This window comes from Collinsella sp. i06-0019-1H4, assembly GCF_042849575.1.
GTDB lineage: Bacteria > Actinomycetota > Coriobacteriia > Coriobacteriales > Coriobacteriaceae > Collinsella.
Window position 1 is genome coordinate 1,723,165 of the sequence record NZ_BAABYB010000001.1, and the last position, 23,818, is coordinate 1,746,982.

17 protein-coding genes are annotated in these 23,818 nt (G+C 61.0%); 2 read left to right on the top strand and 15 right to left on the bottom strand.

The window, feature by feature from the left end; translation table 11 throughout:
* Positions 1-2: 2 nt before the first annotated feature.
* The 3 genes from ACGHEN_RS07585 to fucO form a co-directional block, all read right to left on the bottom strand.
* Positions 3-1,376 carry a DNA-binding protein gene (locus ACGHEN_RS07585; RefSeq protein WP_147349606.1) on the bottom strand — a complete coding sequence of 458 codons (1,374 nt, stop codon included), beginning with the start codon at positions 1,374-1,376 and terminating at the stop codon, positions 3-5.
* A gap of 138 nt (positions 1,377-1,514) precedes the next feature.
* On the bottom strand, positions 1,515-2,534 hold the full coding sequence (locus ACGHEN_RS07590; protein ID WP_390398590.1) for a M42 family metallopeptidase: 1,020 nt from the start codon (positions 2,532-2,534) through the stop codon (positions 1,515-1,517).
* Between the two features lie 274 nt (positions 2,535-2,808).
* Positions 2,809-3,975, bottom strand: a complete 1,167-nt coding sequence (gene fucO / locus ACGHEN_RS07595; RefSeq protein WP_022094861.1) for a lactaldehyde reductase — start codon at positions 3,973-3,975, stop codon at positions 2,809-2,811.
* 415 nt (positions 3,976-4,390) lie between these two features.
* On the opposite strand from fucO, the gene ACGHEN_RS07600 reads away from it, so the two are divergent.
* Complete coding sequence (locus ACGHEN_RS07600) at positions 4,391-4,927, top strand: hypothetical protein (RefSeq protein WP_117757906.1); 537 nt, start codon at positions 4,391-4,393, stop codon at positions 4,925-4,927.
* A 79-nt stretch (positions 4,928-5,006) separates the two neighbouring features.
* On the opposite strand, the gene ACGHEN_RS07605 is transcribed toward ACGHEN_RS07600, so the two are convergent.
* Positions 5,007-5,726: a YoaK family protein gene (locus ACGHEN_RS07605; RefSeq protein WP_117757907.1), complete on the bottom strand. Its 720-nt coding sequence runs from the start codon at positions 5,724-5,726 to the stop codon at positions 5,007-5,009.
* A 253-nt stretch (positions 5,727-5,979) separates the two neighbouring features.
* Here ACGHEN_RS07605 and ACGHEN_RS07610 point away from each other — a divergent pair, with 253 nt between their 5' ends.
* Positions 5,980-8,118: a YgiQ family radical SAM protein gene (locus ACGHEN_RS07610; protein ID WP_390398594.1), complete on the top strand. Its 2,139-nt coding sequence runs from the start codon at positions 5,980-5,982 to the stop codon at positions 8,116-8,118.
* Here ACGHEN_RS07610 and ACGHEN_RS07615 read toward each other — a convergent pair.
* The 11 genes from ACGHEN_RS07615 to ACGHEN_RS07665 form a co-directional block, all read right to left on the bottom strand.
* Positions 8,115-9,026 carry a CPBP family intramembrane glutamic endopeptidase gene (locus ACGHEN_RS07615; protein WP_390398597.1) on the bottom strand — a complete coding sequence of 304 codons (912 nt, stop codon included), beginning with the start codon at positions 9,024-9,026 and terminating at the stop codon, positions 8,115-8,117. The two genes, ACGHEN_RS07610 and ACGHEN_RS07615, sit on opposite strands and share 4 nt — an antisense overlap.
* A 50-nt stretch (positions 9,027-9,076) precedes the next feature.
* A complete protein-coding gene (locus ACGHEN_RS07620; protein ID WP_117757910.1) occupies positions 9,077-9,298 on the bottom strand; it encodes a type II toxin-antitoxin system RelB/DinJ family antitoxin in 222 nt (73 codons plus the stop codon).
* Between the two features lie 215 nt (positions 9,299-9,513).
* A complete protein-coding gene (locus ACGHEN_RS07625) occupies positions 9,514-10,881 on the bottom strand; it encodes an ATP-binding cassette domain-containing protein (RefSeq protein ID WP_390398599.1) in 1,368 nt (455 codons plus the stop codon).
* 3 nt (positions 10,882-10,884) lie between these two features.
* On the bottom strand, positions 10,885-11,943 hold the full coding sequence (locus ACGHEN_RS07630) for an ABC transporter substrate-binding protein (protein WP_390398601.1): 1,059 nt from the start codon (positions 11,941-11,943) through the stop codon (positions 10,885-10,887).
* Between the two features lie 2 nt (positions 11,944-11,945).
* Positions 11,946-13,700, bottom strand: a complete 1,755-nt coding sequence (locus ACGHEN_RS07635) for a [FeFe] hydrogenase, group A (RefSeq protein ID WP_187361854.1) — start codon at positions 13,698-13,700, stop codon at positions 11,946-11,948.
* A 50-nt stretch (positions 13,701-13,750) separates the two neighbouring features.
* The gene (locus tag ACGHEN_RS07640; protein WP_117757914.1) at positions 13,751-15,583 is read right to left on the bottom strand and encodes an NAD(P)-binding protein; all 1,833 of its coding nucleotides are present in this window, start codon (positions 15,581-15,583) and stop codon (positions 13,751-13,753) included.
* A 256-nt stretch (positions 15,584-15,839) separates the two neighbouring features.
* Entirely contained in the window at positions 15,840-17,222 is a 1,383-nt protein-coding gene (locus tag ACGHEN_RS07645) for a 6-phospho-alpha-glucosidase (RefSeq protein ID WP_390398604.1), read from the bottom strand.
* Between the two features lie 3 nt (positions 17,223-17,225).
* Positions 17,226-18,842, bottom strand: coding sequence for a PTS transporter subunit EIIC (locus ACGHEN_RS07650; protein WP_390398607.1), 1,617 nt, complete (start codon positions 18,840-18,842; stop codon positions 17,226-17,228).
* Positions 18,843-18,941: 99 nt separating this feature from the next.
* Positions 18,942-19,796: a PRD domain-containing protein gene (locus tag ACGHEN_RS07655; protein WP_271755783.1), complete on the bottom strand. Its 855-nt coding sequence runs from the start codon at positions 19,794-19,796 to the stop codon at positions 18,942-18,944.
* Positions 19,797-19,814: 18 nt separating this feature from the next.
* The gene (locus tag ACGHEN_RS07660; RefSeq protein WP_390398610.1) at positions 19,815-20,345 is read right to left on the bottom strand and encodes a PTS glucose transporter subunit IIA; all 531 of its coding nucleotides are present in this window, start codon (positions 20,343-20,345) and stop codon (positions 19,815-19,817) included.
* Positions 20,346-20,789: 444 nt separating this feature from the next.
* Positions 20,790-23,033, bottom strand: a complete 2,244-nt coding sequence (locus ACGHEN_RS07665) for a DEAD/DEAH box helicase (protein WP_390398613.1) — start codon at positions 23,031-23,033, stop codon at positions 20,790-20,792.
* Positions 23,034-23,818: the final 785 nt, after the last annotated feature.

Below are 23,818 nucleotides of genomic sequence, written 5' to 3' on the forward strand. Positions count from 1 at the left end.
GTTTATCGCTGCACGTGTCGAAGTACCTCAACAGCGGCACCAACCTCGATTATGCGACGCTCGAGGCCGCGGCGGATGGCCTCGAGTCGACCCTCCGCCGTGGCCCATTCGCTCTGCGAAAGAATCTCGATCGCCTCATCAACAAATCCGTTGAGCCGCGATGAATCGAACCAATCGAGCAAATCCGCAAGCGCCAGCTGGACGGAAGGGTCGGGCCCAAACGGCTTAGCGGAAAACCCAAACTCCCCAGCTGCGAGCACGGCAGTTGGCACGTTGTACCACAGGCAGTTGCCGCTATCGAACAGCGGAGCAGGTTTTATCTCCAGGGTGTCGACATTGCGGATGATGCCGAAGTTTCGCCAATGGCGGTCGCTGTTGGCCAAAAGGGCATCGCAGACAATCATCTGCGACATAGACCTTCTCACAGCGGCCTCATCGGCACCATGCTTGCCAAGGCAGCGACAGTATCGATCGTATGTCGAGTTTCCCCGCTGGCCACCAAGTGCGCCCTTAACGTAAACAGCCGGAACGTATTCCTCGCGGCCGTCAAGAAAATCCTCGCACAGGCACGCGGGGCCATCGAACATCCGCTCAACCGTATAAGGAACAAACTCGCCCTCCGACAGCAAGCGACGATGCAGAGCCGTTGCAACCGCCTCGTTAAAGGGCCGTTGGTCGTCCATGCCGCATCCCTTGACCAGAACGCGAACACCGTTGCGAATCATCCACGATTTAGGGAGCTCGCCCTCGGACGTGTTATCAGGATTTTTAAGACCGATGCCTTCCAGCCAACCCGAACGCTCTTCGGGTGCCGATCGCTCAAATTCGTTCTCAAAGTAATTGATGTTTTGCCATTTGAGTTCGGCGCAATCGGCCGGCCGCAGCCAATAGCAATCCGAAAGCGATAGGCCCAGGCACTGAACCGGCACCTCAATGCCACTGGCAATTCCCAGTTCACGATAGCGCGAGACGAGTCCGGGGCGGACGTCAGGCACCGACCGATGGCTCCACCACACGTTGAGCTCCCGTTTATTCACCGTAGGAGAAGAACTCGAGCACGTGCCAAACGGCATCCTCTGCGCATCGAGCACCTCGGCGATTTCGAAGGGAAACTCACGTGTCGGATCAAATGAGACATGCGCGACCTCATGGTCGGCCGACATCAGCGTAAACTTGCGCCCCACATCGGCCGCAGGACGGCGTCCACGTTTGCGGACCTTTTGATAAGCGAGCGCAGAATCATACTCAACCATCTTCCGTCCGCCCACAATATCGCACGCGAGCGTTCCCGATGCGGCAAGTTGCGATATGCGGGCTTTCGTAACGCCCAACAGGCGGGCGGCATCACCCATAGATAAGTACTCAGATGTATTCATATGCCGCATCACCTCGTTAAGTAATTTACGCGTTTAGTTAACATATTACATACATCATAATACTAAACGACCTAAGGCGAAAAAAGGCCCGAGAAATCGGGCCTTAGCGATTGGTCAGCCGAGTCGCAAACTACTTCCCTAGCGCTGGACGTAGGCGCGAACGAGCTCGTAGGTGTTGCGCACACCGTCGATGTGGCTGCGCTCGTAGTTGTGGCTCGCGTACACGCCGGGGCCGATCAGACCATGGCGAATGTCATAGCCGGCCGAGAGCGTGGCCTCGACGTCGGAGCCGTAGTGCGGGTACACATCGATGGCGTAATCGAGCTCCAGCTCGCGCGCGATGTTGGACAGCGTGGTTACCAGGTCGTAGTTGTACGGACCACCCGAATCCTTGGCGCAAATCGAAACCATGCGCTCGGTGCAGCCAAGGTCGTCGCCCACGCAGCCCATGTCCACGCTGATCATCTCGCGCGTGTCGGCCGGCACGAAGGCACCGCCGTGGCCGACCTCCTCGTACACCGTAAAGAGCAGCGATACCTTGCGCGAAAGCGTCACCTCGCCGCCAGCAACGGCGCGGGCCAAACCCAGCAGAATCGACGCCGACAGCTTGTCGTCAAGGAAGCGACTCTTAATGTAGCCGCTCTCCGTCACCATGGTGCGCGGATCCATAGCGATGATGTCGCCAGTCTGAATACCCAGCTCGAGCACATCGTCCTTGCTGTCAACGTTCTCGTCGAGCAGGATCTCCATGTTCTTCTCGATGGCCTTGACCGGCTCATCGGCCACATGCGCCGAAGGCTCGGTATTGAGGACCACGCCTGTGTAGACCTTGCCGCCACGCGTGTAGACGGTGCAGTTCTCGCCATCGGCCGTGGACCACTGGTGCCCACCGAGCGTCGTCGGACGCAGGCGGCCATTGTCCTTAATGGATCGCACCATGGCGCCAAGCGTGTCGACATGGCTCGCCAACACGAGCGGCTCACCCTCGCCGCCGAGCTCAACCAGCACATTGCCCTTATTGGAGCGCTCGGGCTCAAAGCCCATATCGCGCAGGGTTTCCATCAGATAATCAGTCGCCGCACGAGTAAAGCCCGTAGGCGAGGCAATAGAAGTCAGCGCCTTAAGCTGGTCAGTAATAAAACCAAGCGTAGAATCCATTTGGGACACCATCCACAACTCCAAAGTCAACATCCCGTAATCAGTAAAAGCCCCAACAACGATACCATCACGCACAAATATTTACCCAGCGAGATGACCCATCGAGCTCTTCCGAACAGCGCCCGCCACGACAACGAGCCGGCGGGCCCCGCCCGTTAGCCCCAGAATCTTTCCGCAGGACAGAAGGAGGCCCCGCCGCACGTAGTGCGCAGCGGGGCCTCCGACATGTCCGAGGACGATTCTGGGGCTAACGGGCGGGGCCCGCCGAACCAGGTTAGGCAGCCGGGCAGATCTTCTTGAAGAGCTCGATGACGTCGTCGAGCGTCGCCTCGCGCGGGTTGCCCGGGAAGCAGGCGTCAGCCATGGCGTCCTTGGCCAGGACCTCGATCTCGTCGGCCTTCATGGCCTCGCAGACATGCGGGATGTTCACGTCGGCGGAGAGCTGCTTGACGGCGGCGATAGCGGCGTCGGCAGCCTCGTCGGTACTCATGCCCGTGGTGTCAACACCCATGGCAACGGCAACCTTGGCCAGGCGCTCAGCGCAAACCGGCTTGTTGAACTCCATGGCAATCGGCAGCAGCATGGCGCAAGCGACGCCGTGCGGGGTGTCGTAGTGAGCGGACAGGGTGTGAGCCATGGCATGGTCGATGCCCAGGCCAACGTTGGAGAAGCCCATGCCGGCGACATACTGGCCAAGGGCCATGCCCTCGCGGCCGGAGCCGGGCTGGCCGGACTTGGCCTCGGCGACGGAGTCACGCAGGTTCTCGCTGATCAGCTTAATAGCCTCAAAGTGGAACATGTCGGAGAGCTCCCAAGCGCCCTTGGTGGTGTAGCCCTCGATGGCGTGGGTCAGAGCGTCCATGCCGGTAGAGGCGGTCAGGCCGGCGGGCATGGAAGCCATCATATCGGGGTCGACGACGGCGACCTCGGGGGCGTCGTTGGTGTCGACGCACACGAACTTGCGGACCTTCTCGGGGTCGGTGATGACGTAGTTGATGGTCACCTCGGCGGCGGTACCGGCGGTCGTCGGCACAGCGATGGTGAACACGGCGTGGTTCTTAGTGGGAGCAACACCCTCGAGGCTGCGGACATCGGCGAACTCGGGGTTGTTGATGATGATGCCGATGGCCTTGGCGGTATCCATGGAGGAGCCGCCACCGATGGTCACGATAGCGTCAGCCTCGGCGGCCTTGAAAGCCTCGACGCCGTCCTTGACGTTCTGGATAGTGGGGTTGGGCTTGATCTCGGAGTAGAGGCTCCAAGCAATACCGGCGGCGTCGAGCTCGTCGGTCACCTTAGCGGTAACGCCAAACTTGACCAGATCGGGGTCGGAGCAGACGAAGATCTTCTTGTAGCCGCGACGCTGGAGCTCGCCGGGGATCTCCTTGATGGCGCCGGAACCATGATAAGAAATGGTGTTGAGAACGAAACGATTAGCCATTGATAGCCTCCCATCGTGTGCGGGGCACCCATTACGCCCCGCGCTGCAAGTTCCATCCTAACGCTTTTGAAACAAAAAACGCGTGAGAACGTCAAAAGTGTTAAAGCGTTTCAACATAATAACGGAGCCCCAGTCCTTCCCTCCCGACAGCAGCGAAGGCTAGATTATAGGAGCAATCGCCCAAAGAATACGACCAACTCAGTCTATAAATTGTTTCTGTTTTAGCAATATATGTTTGACAATACGTTTATAAAAGGATACTTTATAGTAAACAAAATGCATGCAGCAAATAGCGTCATTCATTTTGTTAGAAATTGCCCATGCGGTTATTGCAGCTGCATGTGCCGCAACGTACAGCGCAATTCTCCGCACGAAGTAGAAGACGGTTCCAATTCGATCGAGGCGATGACGCGTGATGGCTACTGGTCCTAAATCGAGCAAGACGGCTACAAACGAATATCGAATCTCAATTGAAGGTAATCCTTATCCGCATACTCTGGCTCTCATCAACCCAGCGGGAGACAACCTCAACATCAAAAGACATGGGTTCACGGGTCCACTAGGACAGCTATCGAGTCTTAAATATACCGTTTATGACGATGCGAATGAAAAACTCTTCACTGTCGTCGACGGTGGCTTTAGCAACATGCCCAGGGTTGCGCTCATCATCGAACACAAGGAAGTTGCGGTGTTCGATTATGGTCTAAACAGACTTGAGATGAAGTGCGTAACGAACATACCGAATTACGCAATAAAAGGTAACTTCCTATTTGGAGATTACGATATATTCAGCCAACAGGAAGTGAAGCTATCTTCAGTTATCGTCCTTCAATGTGATAAACAATCGTGCTTTAGCATACAGGTTTTGGATAAAGCCGAATTAGCCGCCGCAATTGGAATACCTACAGCCATTGCCCTTCTTAGGGCTCGGATTGAAGAGCATCTCGAATAAATCGCAAAAAGCAGTTCGTAACAACATTCAGGAGCTAGATAGTTTTTCTGGCTCCTGAATGTTGTTACGAACATGCACCTTAGCGCTTAAGACTCGTGGTCTGCCAGTCAGCTACGATGCGGGCCCATTTCCTGTGCAAGTCGCGTTCGCGATCGATAAACATGATGGCAAACGCGATAAACAGCAGCATGCTCGCCACCGCAATGGCGTGCAGCCCCATGCGCTCGATGCACCAGTTGCCCAGCACGGCGCCAAACACAAAGGTGAAGATCACGCCAAAGTACAGCAGGCCGTTTTCCAAAAAGCCGCGCTTGTGGGTGATGATGTAATCGTCCACGTTTTGCAGGGCGTTGCGCAAGTTGCCGATGCACATGGTCGTAGCGATGCCGTGACCGTGGATCTTGCGGAAGCTCTCGACCTGCATGCCGCAGGCAAACGAGGTGAGGCAGTTGGCGAGCAGGTTGAAATTGCCGCCCGGGATAAAGCTCACGCCCAGCAAGATGACGGCTTCAAAGAACACCGTCACTTGGCGCCAGTGAATCACGCTGCCAAACCGTTCGTGTACCAGGTCGGCAAGCATAATGCCCACGGCAAACGACACCACAGGGAAGAAGTAGCGCCCCGCAAGTGCCCAATTGCCCTCCGAGATGCTCACGCCCACAAGCAGGATGTTGCCCGTCTGCGCGTTTGCGAAAACATGGTCGCGCCCAATGTACGAATACACATCCATAAAGCCGCCGGCGAGCGCCAGGATAATGCCCAGTTCGATGGACTCCGATATCTGTTTGGCACGCTGCATCGTCGTGCATCCTCCTTGTTGACGACCCTCTCGTGCGTTGGCGGAAACATAGCCGCCGTTCATACTGTAACCCATTGACAACATGGCGTGCGCGCGAGACGGCTCCTTCGACACGGGGATACACAGTCTGGAAACAAACGGCACCCGCATCGACGCGCCGATCCGCCAGCTCATGTACTCCACCAGTCTTTTTAGCCCCGTCCCAAAAAGACTGGTTACAATTACGTGCAGCATACTAACAACGGGAGGAATCGTGGCAAAAAAGCCCCAGGACGCTCAGCACAACCAGCACGGCAAGCATGCCCAGCGCGGCCAGCAGCAAAAGCGTGGCGGCAAGGCCCAGGGTGGCCACGCCACTCATGCCCAGGCAGCGCCCTCACGCCCCTGGCGTCCGGGCCGCGACAAGTTCCTCCCCGTCAACCGCGCCGACATGGATGCGCGCGGCTGGGACCAGTGCGACTTTGTCTACATTTGCGGCGACGCCTACGTGGACCACCCTAGCTTTGGTATGGCCATCGTCAGCCGCGTACTCGACGCGCACGGCTACAAAGTGGGCATCATCTGCCAGCCCGACTGGACCGACCCCGCCAGCATCACGGTGCTCGGCGAGCCGCGCCTGGGCTTTCTCGTCAGTGCCGGCAACATGGACTCCATGGTCAACCACTATTCGGTGACCAAGCACCGCCGCCACACCGACGCCTATACCCCCGGTGGCGAGGAGGGGCACCGCCCCAATCGTGCCGTCACGGTCTACGGCAACCTCATCCGCCAGACGTTCAAGGACGCCCCCATCATCATCGGCGGCATCGAGGCGAGTCTGCGCCGCCTGGCCCACTACGACTACTGGCAGGATAAGCTCAAGCGCTCGGTGCTGCTCGATTCGGGCGCCGACATCCTCATCTACGGCATGGGCGAGCACGCGATCGTCGAGATCGCCGATGCGCTCGACGCGGGCCTGCCCATCGATCAGATCACCTATATCAACGGCACCGTCTACCGCACCAGCTCGCTCGACGAGGTCTACGACTACGACCTGCTGCCCAGCTGGGACGACCTTGCCGCCGATAAGCTCAACTACGCGCGCAGCTTTAACGTGCAGCAGCAGAACATGGACCCCATCACCGGGCATCGCCTGGTAGAACCCTACCCCAACAGCGTCTATGTGGTGCAGAACCCGCCGTCCGCGACGCTTACCACCGACGAGATGGACGAGGTGGCCGAACTCCCCTACGCACGCGATTGGCATCCCGATTACGACGCAGCGGGCGGCGTGCCGGCTTTTGCCGAGATCAAGTTTTCAATCAGCTCCAACCGCGGGTGCTTTGGTGAGTGCTCGTTTTGCGCGCTGACCTTCCACCAGGGCCGCGTACTGCAGATGCGCAGCCACGACTCGATCATGCGCGAGGCCGAGCTGCTCACGCGCGATCCCGAGTTTAAGGGCTACATCAACGACGTGGGCGGACCGACGGCTAACTTTAGCCGCCCGGCCTGTGACAAGCAGCTCAAGCACGGCGTGTGCAAGAACAAGCGCTGCCTATGGCCGAGCGTGTGTAAGAACATGGTGGTCGACGAGAGCGGCTACACGCAGCTGCTGCGCGACCTGCGCCAGCTGCCGGGCGTCAAGAAGGTCTTCGTCCGCAGCGGCATCCGTTTTGACTACACCATGGCCGATGCCTCGGACGAGTTTTTGCGCGAGCTGCTGGAGCACCATGTCTCGGGCCAGCTACGCGTGGCGCCCGAGCATGTGAGCGACGCGGTGCTCTCCGTGATGGGCAAGCCGAGCCGCGCCGTCTACGACGCGTTCTGTCGCAAATTTGAGCGCTTGAACCGTGAATACGGACTCAAGCAGTACGTGGTTCCGTACCTGATCTCGAGCCACCCCGGCTCGACGATGAAGGAAGCGGTGGAGCTTGCCGAGGCTGTGCGCGACATGGGCTACATGCCCGAGCAGGTGCAGGACTTCTACCCCACCCCGTCCACCATGTCGACCTGCATGTACTACACCGGCGTGGACCCGCGCACCATGGAGCCGATCTATGTAGCGCGCGACCCGCACGAGAAGGCCATGCAGCGCGCGCTCATCCAGTATCGCAAGCCCGAGAACTACAAGCTCGTGCGCGAGGCGCTGGAAAAAGCCGGGCGTCGTGACCTGATCGGCTACACCAAGCATTGCCTGATCCGTCCCGTACCGCCGCGCCCGGGCGAGACGTCTGCTGGCGGTGGGCATGGCACCGGCAAGAAGGGCGGCAAGCCGCACGGTGACGCCGGCGCTGGCAAGGGGCCTAAGGGCAGCAAGGGTCACGGCGGCATGTCGCGCGCGCAGAACACCGCAGGCCGCAACCGCGCAGCTCAGGGGCGTCAGGGTGCCAACGGAGGCGGTCGCCGCAACTAGCGAAGTGGTGCACTCGCTGCGTCCATCCCACACGCTTGGCGCAGCGAGCGCATTGCCTCCACCAGGATCACGCCGGCGATCGCGACCGTGATTATCACGTCGAGCGGCGTGTTCACAAACCACAGCAGGCCCATGAGGTACGACCCGGCGTTAAAGGCAAAGTGCAGCAGAATCGTGTAGCGGAGCTTTCCGGTGGTCACGAGCACCCAGCCAAAGACCAGACCGGCGGCGCCGGCGTAGCAGCCCTGCACCCAGTTCATATGCATAAAGCCAAAGACCGCCGCCTGCAGCACAATCGCCGCGGCGATGCCTCGCTTGTCCGGCGCCGCCCAGGGCACCATGGCGCCGTCTTGCGCGTTCGCGCGGCGCCGGCGTTTCCAGAGCGGACGGCACTGCGGGTTAAACGCTCGGAGCGAAAACTCAAAAATGATACCGCGCACCAGCAGTTCCTCGCAAAACGGAGCGCCGAGCACCGTGGTCAGGACGGCCAGATAGCTCGTGTCGCCCATGCCCGTCTCCTCGACAAGCTCGCTGTAATCGGCCGCCGCCTCGGGCAACAGCGACAGCACGGCGTCGGTCACGTAGCCAACGACCACCTGCAGGGCAAGGCCGATCACGATAACGCAGGCGATGCGCCTCCATGCTTTGCCTGCTCCCCCGCCAAGCGGGCGCTCGCCCTGCCAGCGCACCATAAACGAGCGCGGCCACAGATAACGCCACCACAGCAGCGCCATCAAAAACGATACCGTCTGCGCGACGGCCTGAAGCAATTGAATGTCGAGGTCATCGATTGAAAAACCCATGAACACCGATGCGACGCCAAGGGCGGAGAACAAAACGACGCTCAGGGCTATATCGGCAGCGACGACGCCAAAACAGGCAAGCGCCCAAATCATCGCATTGAGCATGCCAACCTCCTCTCGACGGGTAGTCATATAAGAACGTCCCCAACGACTAGTCATTGGGGACGTTCTTCAACGACTAGTTGTTGGGGACAGTCTTTGCCGAAGGCCCCGTTGGGCGAGATGTCGAACGGAAAGGTGCCGCAACGATTGAACGCGGCGATAAACATGCGGATGGCGTTGGACGGCGTGGTGCCCACGAGCTGGGTTGCCGCCGCGAAGGCTGCCTTCTCCTCGGGCAAGACCTTCGCGACAACCGGGGTCATGTGTTCTGCCATGGCGCTTCCTTTTTGAAACGACGGTGGTGCGGATAGATGCGGGCCACGCGGCTGGGCGACGGGCTGTGAAGGCAACCCGATTGGCCCGCATCCGGAGTTTGTTTCTGCGGCGTTGGTATTACTTGGTATTCCTAAGTATTACCCCACAGATAGAATACCACACCCGACCCCATGGGGACGGAGGAAAACGGATCATTTTGTTGCTGAGTTAGTATTTAGAGCGTGATGATGTCCGAGATATCGAGGGCCTGAGCGTCGGAGGCGTCGCGTGTGGCGAACAGGAGTGTGCGGCCATCGAGGAGGTCGAGCACGACCTCGGCCGTCGCATCGCGCGCGGCGACATCCAGGCCGGTAAAGAGCTCGTCCAGAATCACCGCACCGCCCGGGCACAGCAGGGCGCGAGCGATTTCGACGCGTCGGCGCTGGCCGCCCGAAAGCTCGGCCGTACAAGCATGCACGTCGATTCCCGGCACCAGCAGGCGCAACAGGGCTGCGGCACTCGAGGCATCCACGCGTGCATCGGCGCACACGAGCACGTTATCCAAGGCAGAAGCGTCCTCGACCAGACGCGCATCCTGGAACATCATGGAGCACGGTGCGCATTCCCCCGCCGCCAGGGCAAGCAGCGTTGTTTTGCCAGCACCCGAGGCGCCCATCACGCAAGCGCGCCCGCCCGCGGGCACGTTGAGCACCAGACCATCCAGCGCCGGCGCCCAGGGCGCGCGATCGCCCACGGCAAGCGCAAGCTCCGCCACGTCGGCAGCGCCCGCACGACCGTGCAAGCCGCGTCCATGCGACCGTACCGCCGCACGCCATGCCACGGGCCCCGAAGCCCGCAGCAGCCACACCAGCACACGCTCGCATGTCCACGATGCCGCCACGACCAACACGGTCCAAGCCAACAGGTCAGCTGTCTCGATGAGCAGCTTTGCCTGATAGATGCACTCGCCTACAGTACCCACCGCCATGCCGATCAGCTCCGCGGCCACGCCGGCCTTCCAGCTCATGCCAATCACTGCCTGCGCGCACGAAAGCACAAACGGTAGAACTTCGCGCCAGGTATGGGCGCAAAACAGGCGCCAACCCCGTACGCCATGCAGGCGAAACATCTGCTCCAGCGGTTTGTTCACTTGCGCCAAGCCCTCGACCAGCGAGAAATACACGCCCGGCAGCGCCATCAAAAAAACAGCGGCGATGCTCACGCGCGCCGATCCCAGCCAAATGAGCAGCAGGACTACCACGCAGGCGACCGGTGTCGCCTTTACAAACGACAGCGCCGGAGCCACCAGGCGCGCAAACGCCCGCGACCGTGACGAAATCCCGGCAAGCACGCCACCACACACCGCGGCAAGCGCCAGCCCGCCCAGTATCCGCGCGCCCGAGCCCGCCAAAATCGCCCAGGTACCGCCATCGCACACCAGGCGCAGCAGCGCCAAGGCAACCGCGCCCGGCCCCGGTAAAATCAACGGCTGCGCCACCAGCGCCGCCGCAAAGATCCACACGGCAAGCCAAAAGGCGGCGACGGCACCCACTGCCGCCACCGCCTTCGCACGCTCAGTCATTTGTCGAGCAAACGCACGCACGGGCTACTCCATGTAGTAGAAATCGTCAGCCGGGAGCTTACCGCCCACGGCGCTCGCGTCCGCATCGGCCAGCACCTGTAGGTACCCACCGAGCGCCGCCTTCATATCTTTCCCCGTCTGACACACGAGCATGCACCCGGGAATCGCCTTTTCGGCAATCGTGGCATTATCCACGATGCCCGCATCGACCACGGCCTGAGCCCAGTCCGCCGGCGCCGCATTTACGGCCTCAACGCTCGCCGCATGGCAGCTCAAGAACTCCGCCACGGCCTCGGGATGCTCCTCGGCAAATGCACGGCGCACCACGGTCACGCCCGTCAGCAAACGGGAGCCCGTGTCACCCGCGAGCTCGTCCCACGCGTCGGTCAGGCTCACCGGTACCGACAGACTGCCCTCGCTCTTGGCGATGGCAGCGGTCTTGAATGGCTCCGGCAGCACGCCCACGGCGGACGGGTCGGCAAGCAGGGCCGACAGCACCTCGGTGGGCTCGCTCTTAAACTCGAGCGTCACTTGACCGGTCAGGCCCGCGCGCTCCAGCAGGTAGTTCATGACGTACTCCGGCGTGGTGCCCTTGCCCGTCATGTAGACGGTACGACCCGCCAGATCGCCAAACGAGGCCACGCCTGCGTCGCCCGTCACAACGTTCAGCACGCCCAGCGTGTTGATGTCGATGACCTGCACCGCACCCTCGGTCTTGTTGTAGAGCACGCTCGCCAAGTTGGCCGGCACCAGGGCAATGTCGATATCGCTCTGAATGACCTTGGGCACAATCTCGTCGGCCGCGGCGCTGATCGCAAAGTCGAACTCATTGTCCGTCTCGCCATCGGCAGCCTGGTCCATAAACCGCACCAGACCGATCGACGTCGGTCCCTTGAGCGAGGCAACGCGCACCTCGACCGACTCAGCGGCAGCGCCACTCGCCGCAGACCCAGCAGCCGAACCCGCAGAAGACCTCGCCCCCGCAGCTCCGCCGCCACAGCCAACCAGCGCAAGCGACAACGCGCCCGCGGCAAGCGCCGAGGCAAATCCCCGGCGCGACATTTCAAAATCAAACGCGCGCATCGCTAGCACGTCCCCTCGTTAGGCATCGTCCATGCGTGATGGTCGGTATGCAGCAATCCCTCGGCCAGCGGCGACAGCGGCGCACCCAAGAACTCGCGATAGCACGCCTGGACATCGGGATTCTCGTGCGAGAAGCGAATCTTGGCGTTCGCATCGAGGCCCCACAGTACCTGGCCGCGCTCGGCTGCCAGCTCACAGCCGTCATGGATGGGCTGACCGCCGCCACCGACGCAGCCGCCCGGGCATGCCATAACCTCAACGAAGTCATAACTCACGCGGCCGTCGCGAATCGCGTCGAGCAGACGGGCAGCGTTTCCCAGCCCGTGTGCCACGGCGACGCGCACCTTGGTGCCATCGATATCGGCCACGGCCTCCTTCCAGCCATCGAGTCCGCGCACGTCGGTAAAGAAATCGGCATCCGGGTTCTTGCCCGTCACCAGGTAATATGCCGAGCGCACGGCGGCCTCCATCACGCCGCCCGTGGCGCCAAAAATCACGCCCGCGCCCGTGCCAAAGCCCAGCGGCGTATCGAGCGGCTCCTCGACCAGCGTGTCGACGCTCACGTGGCTCGCGCGGATCATGCGCACCATCTCGCGCACCGTCAGCGCAACGTCCACGTCGGGCGCGCCGCCCTCGCCCATCATGCTCGGCAGCGCACACTCGGCCTTCTTGGCCGTGCACGGCATCACGGACACCACGAACAGACGCTCGGGCTCCACGCCCAGCACCTTGGCGTAGTAGGTCTTGGCAATAGCGCCGAACATCTGCTGCGGCGACTTGGACGTGGACAGGCTGTCAACAAACTCCGGATAGCGCGCCTTCACAAAGCGCACCCAGCCCGGGCAGCAGCTCGTGAACATGGGCCAGCCGCGGCTGTCGCCCTCGCCCTTGGCGGCCTTACCCAGGCGCTCGAGCAGCTCGGAGCCCTCCTCCATAATGGTGAGGTCGGCCGAGAAATCAGTATCGAACACGTACTCAAAGCCCACACGGCGCAGTGCGCAGGCCAGGCGCTCGACGGTGGCCTCCTCGCGCGGAATGCCGAGCTCCTCGCCCCAAGCGCTACGCACGGCCGGCGCGATCTGCACCAGCACGATCCTGTCGGGATCGGCGAGAGCGTCGAACACGGTCTCGGTGTCGTCACGCTCGCGCAGCGCGCCCGTCGGGCAATGCGTGATGCACTGACCGCATGCGGCGCAATCGGTCTTGCCGATCGGCGCACGCCCGCGGGTGCCCACGGCGGTGTGCGTGGCGCGGTTGGTCAGGTCCCAAATCCCTAAGCCCTGCACGCTCTCGCACACCTTGATGCAGCGCATGCATTTGATGCACTTGTCGTTATCGCGGATGATGGGGAAATCGAAGTCCCAGCCCTCGCGCGCCAGGTGCTGCTCGTACGGCAGATAGAAGATACCCAGGTCGTTGGCGATGGTCTGCAAGTTGCAGTTGCCACTGCGCACGCAGCTCGTGCACTGCGAATCGTGCTGGGACAGCAGCAGCTGCACGTTGGTGCGACGGGCCTCGCGGGCCTTGGGACTGTTGGTGTGGACCACCATGCCGTCGAGCACATAGTTGTTGCAGGCGGCAACCAGCTGGTCGCAGCCTGCAACCTCGACCACGCACACGCGGCAACCGCCGATCTCGTTTAGATCGCGCAGGTAGCACAGGGTGGGAATCTGGATGCCAACGGACTTGGCCGCGTCCAGGATCGTGGTGTGCTCGGGCACCACGACTTCGCAGTTATCGATAATGAGCTTGACCATATTGTGCGCTCCGTTTTCGCTGTTGTCGCTGACGGTGGTTTTGTTGGGTTCTACCATTCCAGGTTCCTCCCTCCGCGGAACGCGCCAAAGCCAAAGTGGTCGCAACGCAGGCAGCGGCTTGCCTCCTGGCGTGCCTCCTGCTCGGTAAGGCCCTGCTCGACCAGATTCCAATCGTGGATGCGCTCGCCCGCCTCGCGCTCGCCCAGCTCGCAGCGGCCGCACTCGTGCTTACCCTTAAACTGCACGGTCGGCAGCTCAACGTCGAGCTTGATCTTGTGGTCAAAGCCCAGGTAGCGGTCGATATTTGCCGAAGCAACGCGGCCGGCGTTGATGGCACGGATGACCGTGGCGGGGCCGGTCTGGCAGTCGCCGCCGCTAAAGAGGCCATCGAAGTTGGGCACGGCGCCGTCCGAATCGGTGACGACGCGACCCCACTTGCAGGCGATACCCATGTCCTCAAACGGCTTGGAATCGATGTCCTGGCCAATGGCCACAAACACGCGCTCGCAGGGAATGACGCGCTCGGGCGTGGCGGCGGCACGCGGGGCCGGACGCCCACGACGGGGCTCGCCGATGATCTGCGGCTGCACGCGCAGGCCACTCACGCGACCTTCCTCGCCCGTCTCGATAGCGAGCGGGGCGGTCAACTCCAGCACCTCGCAGCCCTCGGCCTGGGCGCCGGCGATCTCGGCGTCCTGGGCCGTCATGTCGCAGATGCGACGGCGGTAGACGATACTCACCTTTTCGGCACCGCAACGCACGGCAGAGCGCGCCACGTCCATGGCCACATTGCCGCCGCCGATGACGCACACGCGTTGGCCGCTCAGGTCGGGCAGCTCGTCGTCGCCGATGGCGCGCAGCATCTTGACGGCCGACTCCACGCCGAGCGCCTCTTCGCCCGGAAGGCCGAGCTTCTTGTCGCTGTGGGCGCCAATGGCCAGGTAGACGGCATCGAACTCATCGCGCAGGCGGGCAAGTTCCTCGCCGTTCACGGCGTGGTCGAGTTCCACGTCGATGCCGGCGCTCAAGATCCAGTCGATCTCGGCCTGCAGGCGCTCACGCGGCAGACGATAGCTGGGAATGCCGTAGCGCAGCATGCCGCCCAGGTGGTGACGCTGCTCAAAAATCGTCACCTTGTGGCCCATCACGGCCAGATAATAGGCGCAAGAAAGGCCGGCCGGGCCGCCGCCGATCACGGCGACGCGCTTGCCGGTGTTGTCCACTACATGGGGCTTGTGGTCGTTGAGGTCGCTGTGCTCAACGGCAAAACGCTTGAGAGCGAGGATGTTCATGGGGTCGTCGACCATGCCGCGACGGCAGTGCATCTCGCAGGGGTGCTCGCATACCAGGCCGCAGACGAGCGGCAGCGGGTTGTTTTTGCGGATGACTTTGACGGCGTCGGCATAGCGGCCGGCCTCGACCAGCGAGATGTACCCAGGGATGTCGACATGCGCCGGGCAGCCCGAGACGCACGGGACGCGCGCCTCGCGGTCAAAGCCGCAGGAGTGCTCGCGAATGTGGTGCTCAAAATCGTCGCGGAAGCCACGGATAGCCGTGAGCGCCATGGCGCCGGCCTCGTAACCGATGGCGCAGTCGCTCGAAAGATAGATGGTGCGGGCAGTGCGCTCAATCAAGTTGAGCGTGGACTCGTCGGCGCGGCCCTCGAGCACATCGGCGAGCAGATCGCTCAGCGCGCTCAGGCCCACGCGGCAGGGCGTGCACTTGCCGCAGCTCTGCGTCGAACACAGGTTGACGAGCGCCGCCGTAAACTCAACGGGGCACGGGGCGAGCGAACTCACCGCCAGACGACGTCCAAGCGCATCGTGCAGGTCGTCCATGACGGCCTGAGCGTGGCTGCGTTCCATTACGTGCAGTCGAGCCATAAGATCCCCTCTCACATGGCAGCCCGGAGGCGAGGCCGGGCGAAGTTGCTACACGCACAACACTGACCTATAAAATTGTTTGGCAGCGACACGGTTCGGCAGGCGGTATGAAACGTCGTCCTTAGCGGTGAAAACGAACATTTCCGCAGATAAATGCCATATTTGATAAAACGCGTTACCAAATGACAATGCCCCGCCCACGCAATCACGTGGACGGGGCATTGCTCCAGGTATGCGGTCAGCGACCCTGTTGCTTTTACTTAAGCTCGGGCCAGAAGTCCTTGTTGGCCTCGATCATGTCGTCGAGAACCTCCTTGGCGACCTTCATCGACGGCACGGTCTTGTTGAGCGTAAAGGCCTTGAGCGCCTTCTCGTACGAACCCTCGATCGTGGCCTCGACCACGAGCTTCTCGGAGTTCAGCTGCTGCATCATGAGGCCCTGCTGGAACAGAGGAATGTTGTCGCGGCTGATGACCTCGGGGCCATTCTTGCCAATGTAGGCAGGCAGCTCGACCATAGCGTCGTAGGGCATGTTGGGGATAGCGCCCTTGTTCTCGCAAATGACCAGGAAGCGCTGCTTGGTGTCGTTCTTCAGAGCGATAGCCAGATCGGCAATCCAGTCGCCGTGGCTGCCCGCATAGAACGTGCTCTCGTCGATCTCGCCCGTCTTCTCGTAGTGGTCGATGCCGTCGAAGAGGTTCTTCTCACGCGTCTCCTCAACCTCGTTAGCACGGGTGCGCTCGGGGTTGGAATGCTCGACGAACTCCTTCTGCTGCAGGTAGTAGTTCAGGTACGTGTTGGGCAGGTACTCCGGGAAGCACTCCATGATCTCGTACTCGCCCTTCCAGACGTAGTACCAGCTGCCCTTGGTGTGGCGGTTCTGCTCGGGGTGCTCGTCGGTGGCCTCCTCGGGCTTCTTGGACATCAGCGAGCTCATGCCCTTGAGGTACGAATCGGGCAGCAGAATCTCGTGCTCCTTGATGTACTCGCGCAGCTGCGGGAGCACCTCCTCGCCCTTGTGGCGGATCGAGGTGAACCAACCAAAGTGGTTGAGACCAAAGTAATCGTACTCGACATCCTTCTTGTCGATATCGAGCGCGGCGCAAACCACGTCGATGATCGCGATCGGCATGTCGCAGATGTTGATGATACGAGCGTTGGGGCGCAGGACGCGGCAGCCCTCGGACACGATGGCGGCAGGGTTGGAGTAGTTGAGAATCCAGTAGTCCTTTTTGGCGTACTTCTCAACGTCATCGATCAGCTCGACCATGGGGAAGATGGTGCGCATGCCATAGGCAAGGCCGCCGCAACCGCAGGTCTCCTGACCCACGCAGCCGTGACGCAGCGGAATCTTCTCGTCCTGCTCGCGCATGGCGTAGCCGCCCACGCGCATCTGGGCAAACACGAAGCTCGCATCGGTAAAAGCCGTCTTTTTGTCGGTAGTCACCGTGAGCTTGATGTCCAGGCCGAGGTCCTCGTGCAAAATCCAGTCCACGAGCACGCCAATCTTGCGCTGGCGCTCCTCGTTGATGTCGTACAGACGAATCTCGTCAACGTCGAGCTCGTCCTTGCGCAGGGCGATGGACTTGACGATGCCAGGGGTAAAGGTGGATCCGCCACCACACAGAGTAATGATCATTGTTTACTGCTCCTTCTCAATTGCGTTCTCGACCTTGTCGCGCATCTCGGCGACCTTCATGCCAAAGATGATCTGGATATTATTGCCGTTGCGGTTGATGCCGCTGTTGGGCACGTGGTTGATGAGGTCCTCATCGATGAGGTCCGGGTTCTTAACGTTCACGCGGAGACGCGTAAAGCAGTTCTCGAGCTCCTCGATGTTGTCCTTGCCGCCAAGACCTGCGACCAGGTCGGCAATACCTGCATCGACGCCCTCTGCGGGAGCCGCGGCAACGGCGCCCTGCTTCACTGCGACAGACGCGGCGGCCTCGCCCTCGGCAACGGACTCGGCGAGCTCGGACTCCTCCTCGCGGCCAGGCGTGTGGAGGTTGAGCTTCTTGATAAGGAAGGTGAAGAGGAAGAAGTACAGCGCGGCGTTGACGACTCCAAGCACCAGCATAACCGGCCAGTTGGTCTTATCGACGCCCAGGACCAGGTTGGAGACCACGATGTTGATGATGCCGCCTGCAGTCGAAGCGGGCACGGAGAGGACCTTGAGCAGGACCAGGAAGATGCCGGAAAGAACCGAGTGAACGACAAAGAGCACGGGAGCGGCAAAGACAAAGAGGAAGTCCATGGGCTCGGTCACGCAGGAGAGCACGGCGGTGATGATCAGCGGGATGATAACGGCCTTGGTCTTATCCTTGTTCCCCTTGTAGGCGGTGACGATAAAGGCGAGGCCGATGCCGATGTAGGGCCACAGATTGTTGAAGGTGTAGCTGTTGAAGTAGGTGCTATCGGAGAAGGGCTGACCCGTCATTGCCATCTCGGCAACACGGATGGGATAGGCGCCGGCGATAACCTGACCACCCAGCGTAAGGGTGCCACCCACATCGGAGAACTGGAACGGGGTGTAGATGAGGTGGTGCAGACCGGTGGGAACGAGCAGCTTGTTGAGCATGCCGTAGATAAACAGACCGATGTTGCCCGACTCCTTAATGATGCCGGCAACGGAGGAGATGGCACCCTGAACCGGAGGCCAAACGATGCAGAAGCCAGCGCCCATGATCCAGGAGATGATGATCATGATCAGGAACGGAAAGCGAACGCCCGAGAACATCGAAAGGGCAATGGGGAACTGCTTGTTCGAGTACTTGTTGAACACGGCGCCGGTGATGCAACCGAGAATGATGCCGCCGAACACGCCGGTATCGAGCACCTGGATGCCCATAACGGTGGCCTGGCCGGTTCCGGTAAGGCCGAGCATGCCGCTCGCATCGGCAAGAGAGCCGGTGGCGTTGAGCACGATGTTATTGGCCTGCAGGAACAGGAAGAACGACATCAGGGCGATCAGCGAAGCATGGCCCTTGTTCTTCTTTGCCATGGCGCCGGCGATGCCCACGCAGAACAGAATCGAGAGGTTGTTGATGATAAACATCAGCGACTGGTAGACAACGGCGCCCACAAGCTGGAACGGACCGGAGCCCAGTACGGGGACCACGGCGCAAATGGTCTTGTTGGTCAGAATGATGCCCACAATGAGCAGGATGCCGGCAACCGAGAGATACATCATCGGCTGGACGATCGACTTCGCGAACACCTCCAACGGCGCTTTGAAATTGAACTTCTTTTTTGCGGTCATAGCGGTACTCCCCTTCCTTTTCCGCAAATTAAGACAGATGTGCCCTGGACAAGACCGTGAGCCTTGCCTTATATCAATCGATGTGTGGGCACGTTATGCCTAGAGACCAGGTTCTCCAAGCAGGTTAACAATGTGATATGCGAGATAGCTCTTCTCGGCATCGGTAACGACAACGTTATAGGTAGACGACAAGTGGGCGGCTATGGCGTCCGCGCACGAGAATGCGCACGGATACGCCGTTTCATCGATTCGGAACAGCGCGTCGCCATTGATTTGCCCGGCCGTGGGGTCAAGCGCCCGCTGTGCGAAAAACTGCAGGTGGCGGACGAAACGCTCATAGGGCAACGAGGTGTCATCGAGGGTCGTAGCATAGCGCTCGGAAACAATCGCGAGCACGTCGCGAACAAGCTGGACCGAAACAATCAAACGGTCGGAGCGTTGCGGCATGGTGGCGTTGACGATATGCAAGGTAATGAAACCCTGCTCTTCTTCGCTCATCTGGATGCCCATATACTCCTTGATAATCTGCAGCGCACGGCCCGCAAGTGCATACTCCTTGCGATAGAACTGCTGGATCTCGAGCAGCAACGGATTCTCACAGGAGACGCCCTTGCGCTCGCGCTCCAAAGCAAGGCTGATATGGTCTGCGAGAGCAATGAGAATCTTGTCGTTGATATCAACATTGAGCTCTCGACGGAGCATCTGAACAATGTCCTCGGCAATCACGAGGTTGACGGTGGGGATGGACTCCAAAAGATGTGCCAAGCGGTCAATCGTACGCGAGTCCTGAGAAGTTCCCTCCTGCAACGCGTAGGTCTTTTCGATCGACGCCTCGTCGATGGCATCGCCGGCATGACGGCCAAAGCAGAGGCCTCGACCGATGACGATGAGCTCGGAGCCATCGTCCGAAGTGACCATTGCGACGTTGTTGTTAAAAACTCGCTTGATAACCACGGTACCCACCACAAAAATTTACTCGGAAAGCCAGATGACAGGCTCTTTAGCAGCAACAGGGCCGGAAGCATGCTCACGAAGAGTCGAGTTCTCCGAGCGCTCGCACACGATAACGAAGACCGTGGGATCGAAGCCGGCGGCGCGGACCGCGTCGAAATCGACCTCGACGAGGGGCTGGCCCGCGTCGACATGGTCACCCTGGGCAACAAGCGCGTGGAAGCCCTTGCCCTCAAGCTTAACAGTATCGATTCCGATATGCAGCATCACCTGAGCAGAGCTGTCGTCGGACATGATGCCCAGCGCGTGCTCAGTCGGAAACAGCGCCGCGACGGTGCCGGAAACAGGAGCGCACACCGTTCCCTCTTGGGGAACCACGGCAACGCCATCGCCCACGGCACGGCTGCTAAAAGCAGGGTCATTGGTATTTTCCAGATGAACAAGCTCGCCGGAAACGGGAGCGAGGATTTCGAACTCGGAAGCTGCAGTCTTCTGCTCATCCGAACCGCCCATCAGGCGAGAAAAGAAACCAATGGTGGCATGTCCCTTCATAAATATAGCCCAACCAAAATCAATCGAATGCGCCCCTTGAGACGCACGCGATCAAAGACTTTGGTTAGGCCCACGTCCAAGAGACTCGGTAACCTTCCGCATTTCTTTTCACTGAGGTTATTGTAGACAAGCCCAAAGCCGGAACAATCATTATGACCGGCGAACGGTATTTTTTCTCCGATAAACGGTATTTATGCGGCACTTAGGGACGTTCCTTTTCTGCCGGCACCCAGGGACACTCCTTGCTCTGGCCCCTTTGCACCAATCATGAGTTGCGGTGAAATAGGGGCTGAAAAGCCGCTCAAAAGGCCAAAACAGTCCGTATTCCACCGCAGCTTCAAAACGTTGGTGCATATGAACCTGTCCCCCTTGCACCAAAAAGGGCCCCGAGCAAAACATGCCCGGAGCCCTCTGGTCGCCTCGACTTACCGCGCGACACGTGTGTTACTTGCGCTTGCCGCCGCCGTCGCCGGGACGACGGGAGCTGCCGCCGCGCTTGCCGCCGCCGTCGCCGGGACGACGGGAGCTGCCGCCGCGCTTGCCGCCACGGCTGTTGCCATAGCTGCCACGGTTATCGCGACCGCCGGCGCGGCCGCCACGGGAGCCGGCCTGGTTGCCGCCGCGACCACCACGGTAGCCGCCGCGACGCTCTTCGCGGGTATCGTCGTAGTTGCGCCAGTCATCGCGACGATCGCGGCTGGCACGAGGGTCGCGACGATCGCGCGACTCATTCGAACGACCGGAGCCGCTGCGGCCACCGTTACCGCGGGCGCCTTCACGACGCTCAGTGCCGCGGCTACCGCGCTCACCACGGCCTTCGCCGCCACGGCGCTCATCACGGCCACCGCGCTCGCCATCGCGACCGGAGCGACGACGGTCGCCCGAGCCACGCTTGCCGCCGCGCGAACCGCGACCCTCGTCCTCGCGCTCAACACGACGACGACCGCCACGGTCCTCGTCCTCGCGGCGACGGCGGTGTGCCTCGCCCTGGAACTGCTTGGCACGGCGCTCGGCACGGTTGCCGCGCGGGGCCTGCTCGACGGCAGCAGCACCGCCGCGCTCCTCGGCAGCCACCTCGCGGGCCACGCTCTCAACGGCCTCGTCCACGCGAGCCTGAACGCCCTCGCGCACGCGGGTCTTGCCGCCGCGCTTGGGACGGCTCGGACGCTCGCCGTCGCCGCGACGCTCGTCGCGACCGCGGTTGGAACGACCGGCCACATCGCCGTAGTCATCGCCGTTGCGCTTGCCGTCGCGACGTGCCTGCTCAAGCTTTTTCTTGCTCTTAGACTTGCCGCGCTTGGTCTTCTTCTTCACCTTAAAGGCCGCAGGATCGCGCTCGGGATCAACGGCGGGCGGGTTGGGACCCACATGCAGGTCGCCGGCCTCGTAGATGTCGGCCGTCTTGTCCATGAGCTTCTCGATCTCGTAGAACTCATCGACATCCTGCTCGGTCACGAACGTGATGGCCCAGCCCAGCTCGCCGGCGCGGCCCGTACGGCCAATACGGTGGATGTAGTCGGTCGGCTCGGCCGGCACGTCAAAGTTCACGACATAGCGCACGTCGCTGATGTCGATGCCGCGGGCAAGCACGTCGGTTGCCACCAGCACGTCGACGGTACCGTCGCGAAAGGCCGAGAGCGCGCGCTCGCGCTGGGCCTGGCTGCGGTTGCCGTGGATCGCGGCGGCCTTGATGCCCTTACGCTCCAAGCGACGGCAGCAGCTGTCGGCGCGGTGCTTGGTGCGCATAAAGACGATCGTGCGCTCCGGGCCCTCCTTCTTGAGGAACTCGGGCAGCAAGTTGTTCTTAGCCTCGATGGACACCGGGAACACAAACTGGTCGACGGTGTCGGCGGTCGACGTGGCCGGCGCGATCTCCACGCGAGCCGGGTCGCTCACCAGATCGGTGATCTCGCCCACGGCCTCCTCGTCGAGCGTCGCCGAGAACAGCAGCGTCTGGCGCTCGGCCGGCGTCTCGCGCACAATGCGGCGGACGGCGGGCAAAAAGCCCATGTCGAGCATGCGGTCGGCCTCGTCGAGCACCAGCACCTTGACCTCGTCCAGGTGGCAGGCGCCCTGCTCAATCAGATCGACCAGACGGCCCGGCGTGGCGACCAGGATGTCGCAGCCGTACTTGAGCGCCGCGGTCTGGGGCTTGTAGCTCACGCCGCCCACGACGGTCACGGCAACATGGCCGGTGACGTCGGCGATCTTGCTCGCGACCTCGTCGATCTGCTGGGCGAGCTCGCGCGTGGGGGTGATGACGAGCATCGCGGGGCCGCGGCCGTTGCCCTCGGGCTTTTTAGCACCGCGACGGCGGTTGCGGCCGCTGCGCTCGCGCACAGGCTTGGGCGGAGCGATGTGCTCCAAGTTGTTCATGGTCGGCAGCAAAAAGGCAGCCGTCTTGCCGGTGCCGGTCTGAGCGGCGGCAAGCAGGTCGCGGCCCTCGAGCACCACGGGGATCGAGCCAGCCTGGACAGGTGTGGGCGCCGTGTAGCCCAGGTTCTCGATGGCACGAAGCATCTCGTCCGAAAGTCCCAGTTCGTCAAAGGCGGGCAGGTTCTCGGTCGCGGACTCGACGGTCTCGGCGGCGCTGGCCTCGTCGGCAGCATCGAAGGCAGCCTGGGTCATGGCCTCGCGGGTCTCGTCCAGAATCTCGGCGTCCGTGACGTCGGATACAGAATTACGCATATGTTGTTGTTCCTTATCTGCACGCGCAAGGGGCACGGCATGCGGCCGCGCGGGGCGTGCTTGGTAGTGCGCTAATACATACAAAAACGGGTGCGCACAGAGAGGACGTTGCTCAGCACGCTGGCGATCGCTTTGGCAGCCCTATCACGCGCCGTCCAGACGCAGCAGCACTAAGCGATGGAGCAGATTCGCCGCGGGTTAGTATACCCGTGCTTCGCATGCCCCCACGTAAACCACAGATGACGAGGCGGATGAGGTGGGCCTGGCCGATTGTCTCAATCTGTAACAGTTACGGGGCAAAACCGGTCCTTACTGTTACAGATCGAGACGTTCAGTCAGCCCCTTGGCTAACATCTAGATCTGTAACATCTACAGGCCGAATCTTCCTCTACGTGTTACAGATCGAGACAAACCCCAGCCCCGCGAAACAACATCTCAATCTGTAACAGTAAGGGGTCAAAAACCTCTCTTGATGTTACAGGTCAAGACATTTGAGTTGGCCGCGGGCGGTCTGTCTCGATCTGTAACAGTTAGAGGTCATTTTCCCTGCCAGATGTTACAGATTGAGACATTGAGTTTCCTGCCAACTGTTTGTCTTGATCTGTAACAAATACTCGGTAAAACGGGGTCTAGTTGTTACAGATCGAGACGTTAGTTTTCGGCCGATTTCTATGTCTCGATCTGTAACAGTTAGAGGTCATTTTCCCTGCTAGATGTTGCAGATTGAGATGATTGGTTGGGGCGGGCCATCGGCCAACCAACTACCCTCATCTGTAATGAAAAGT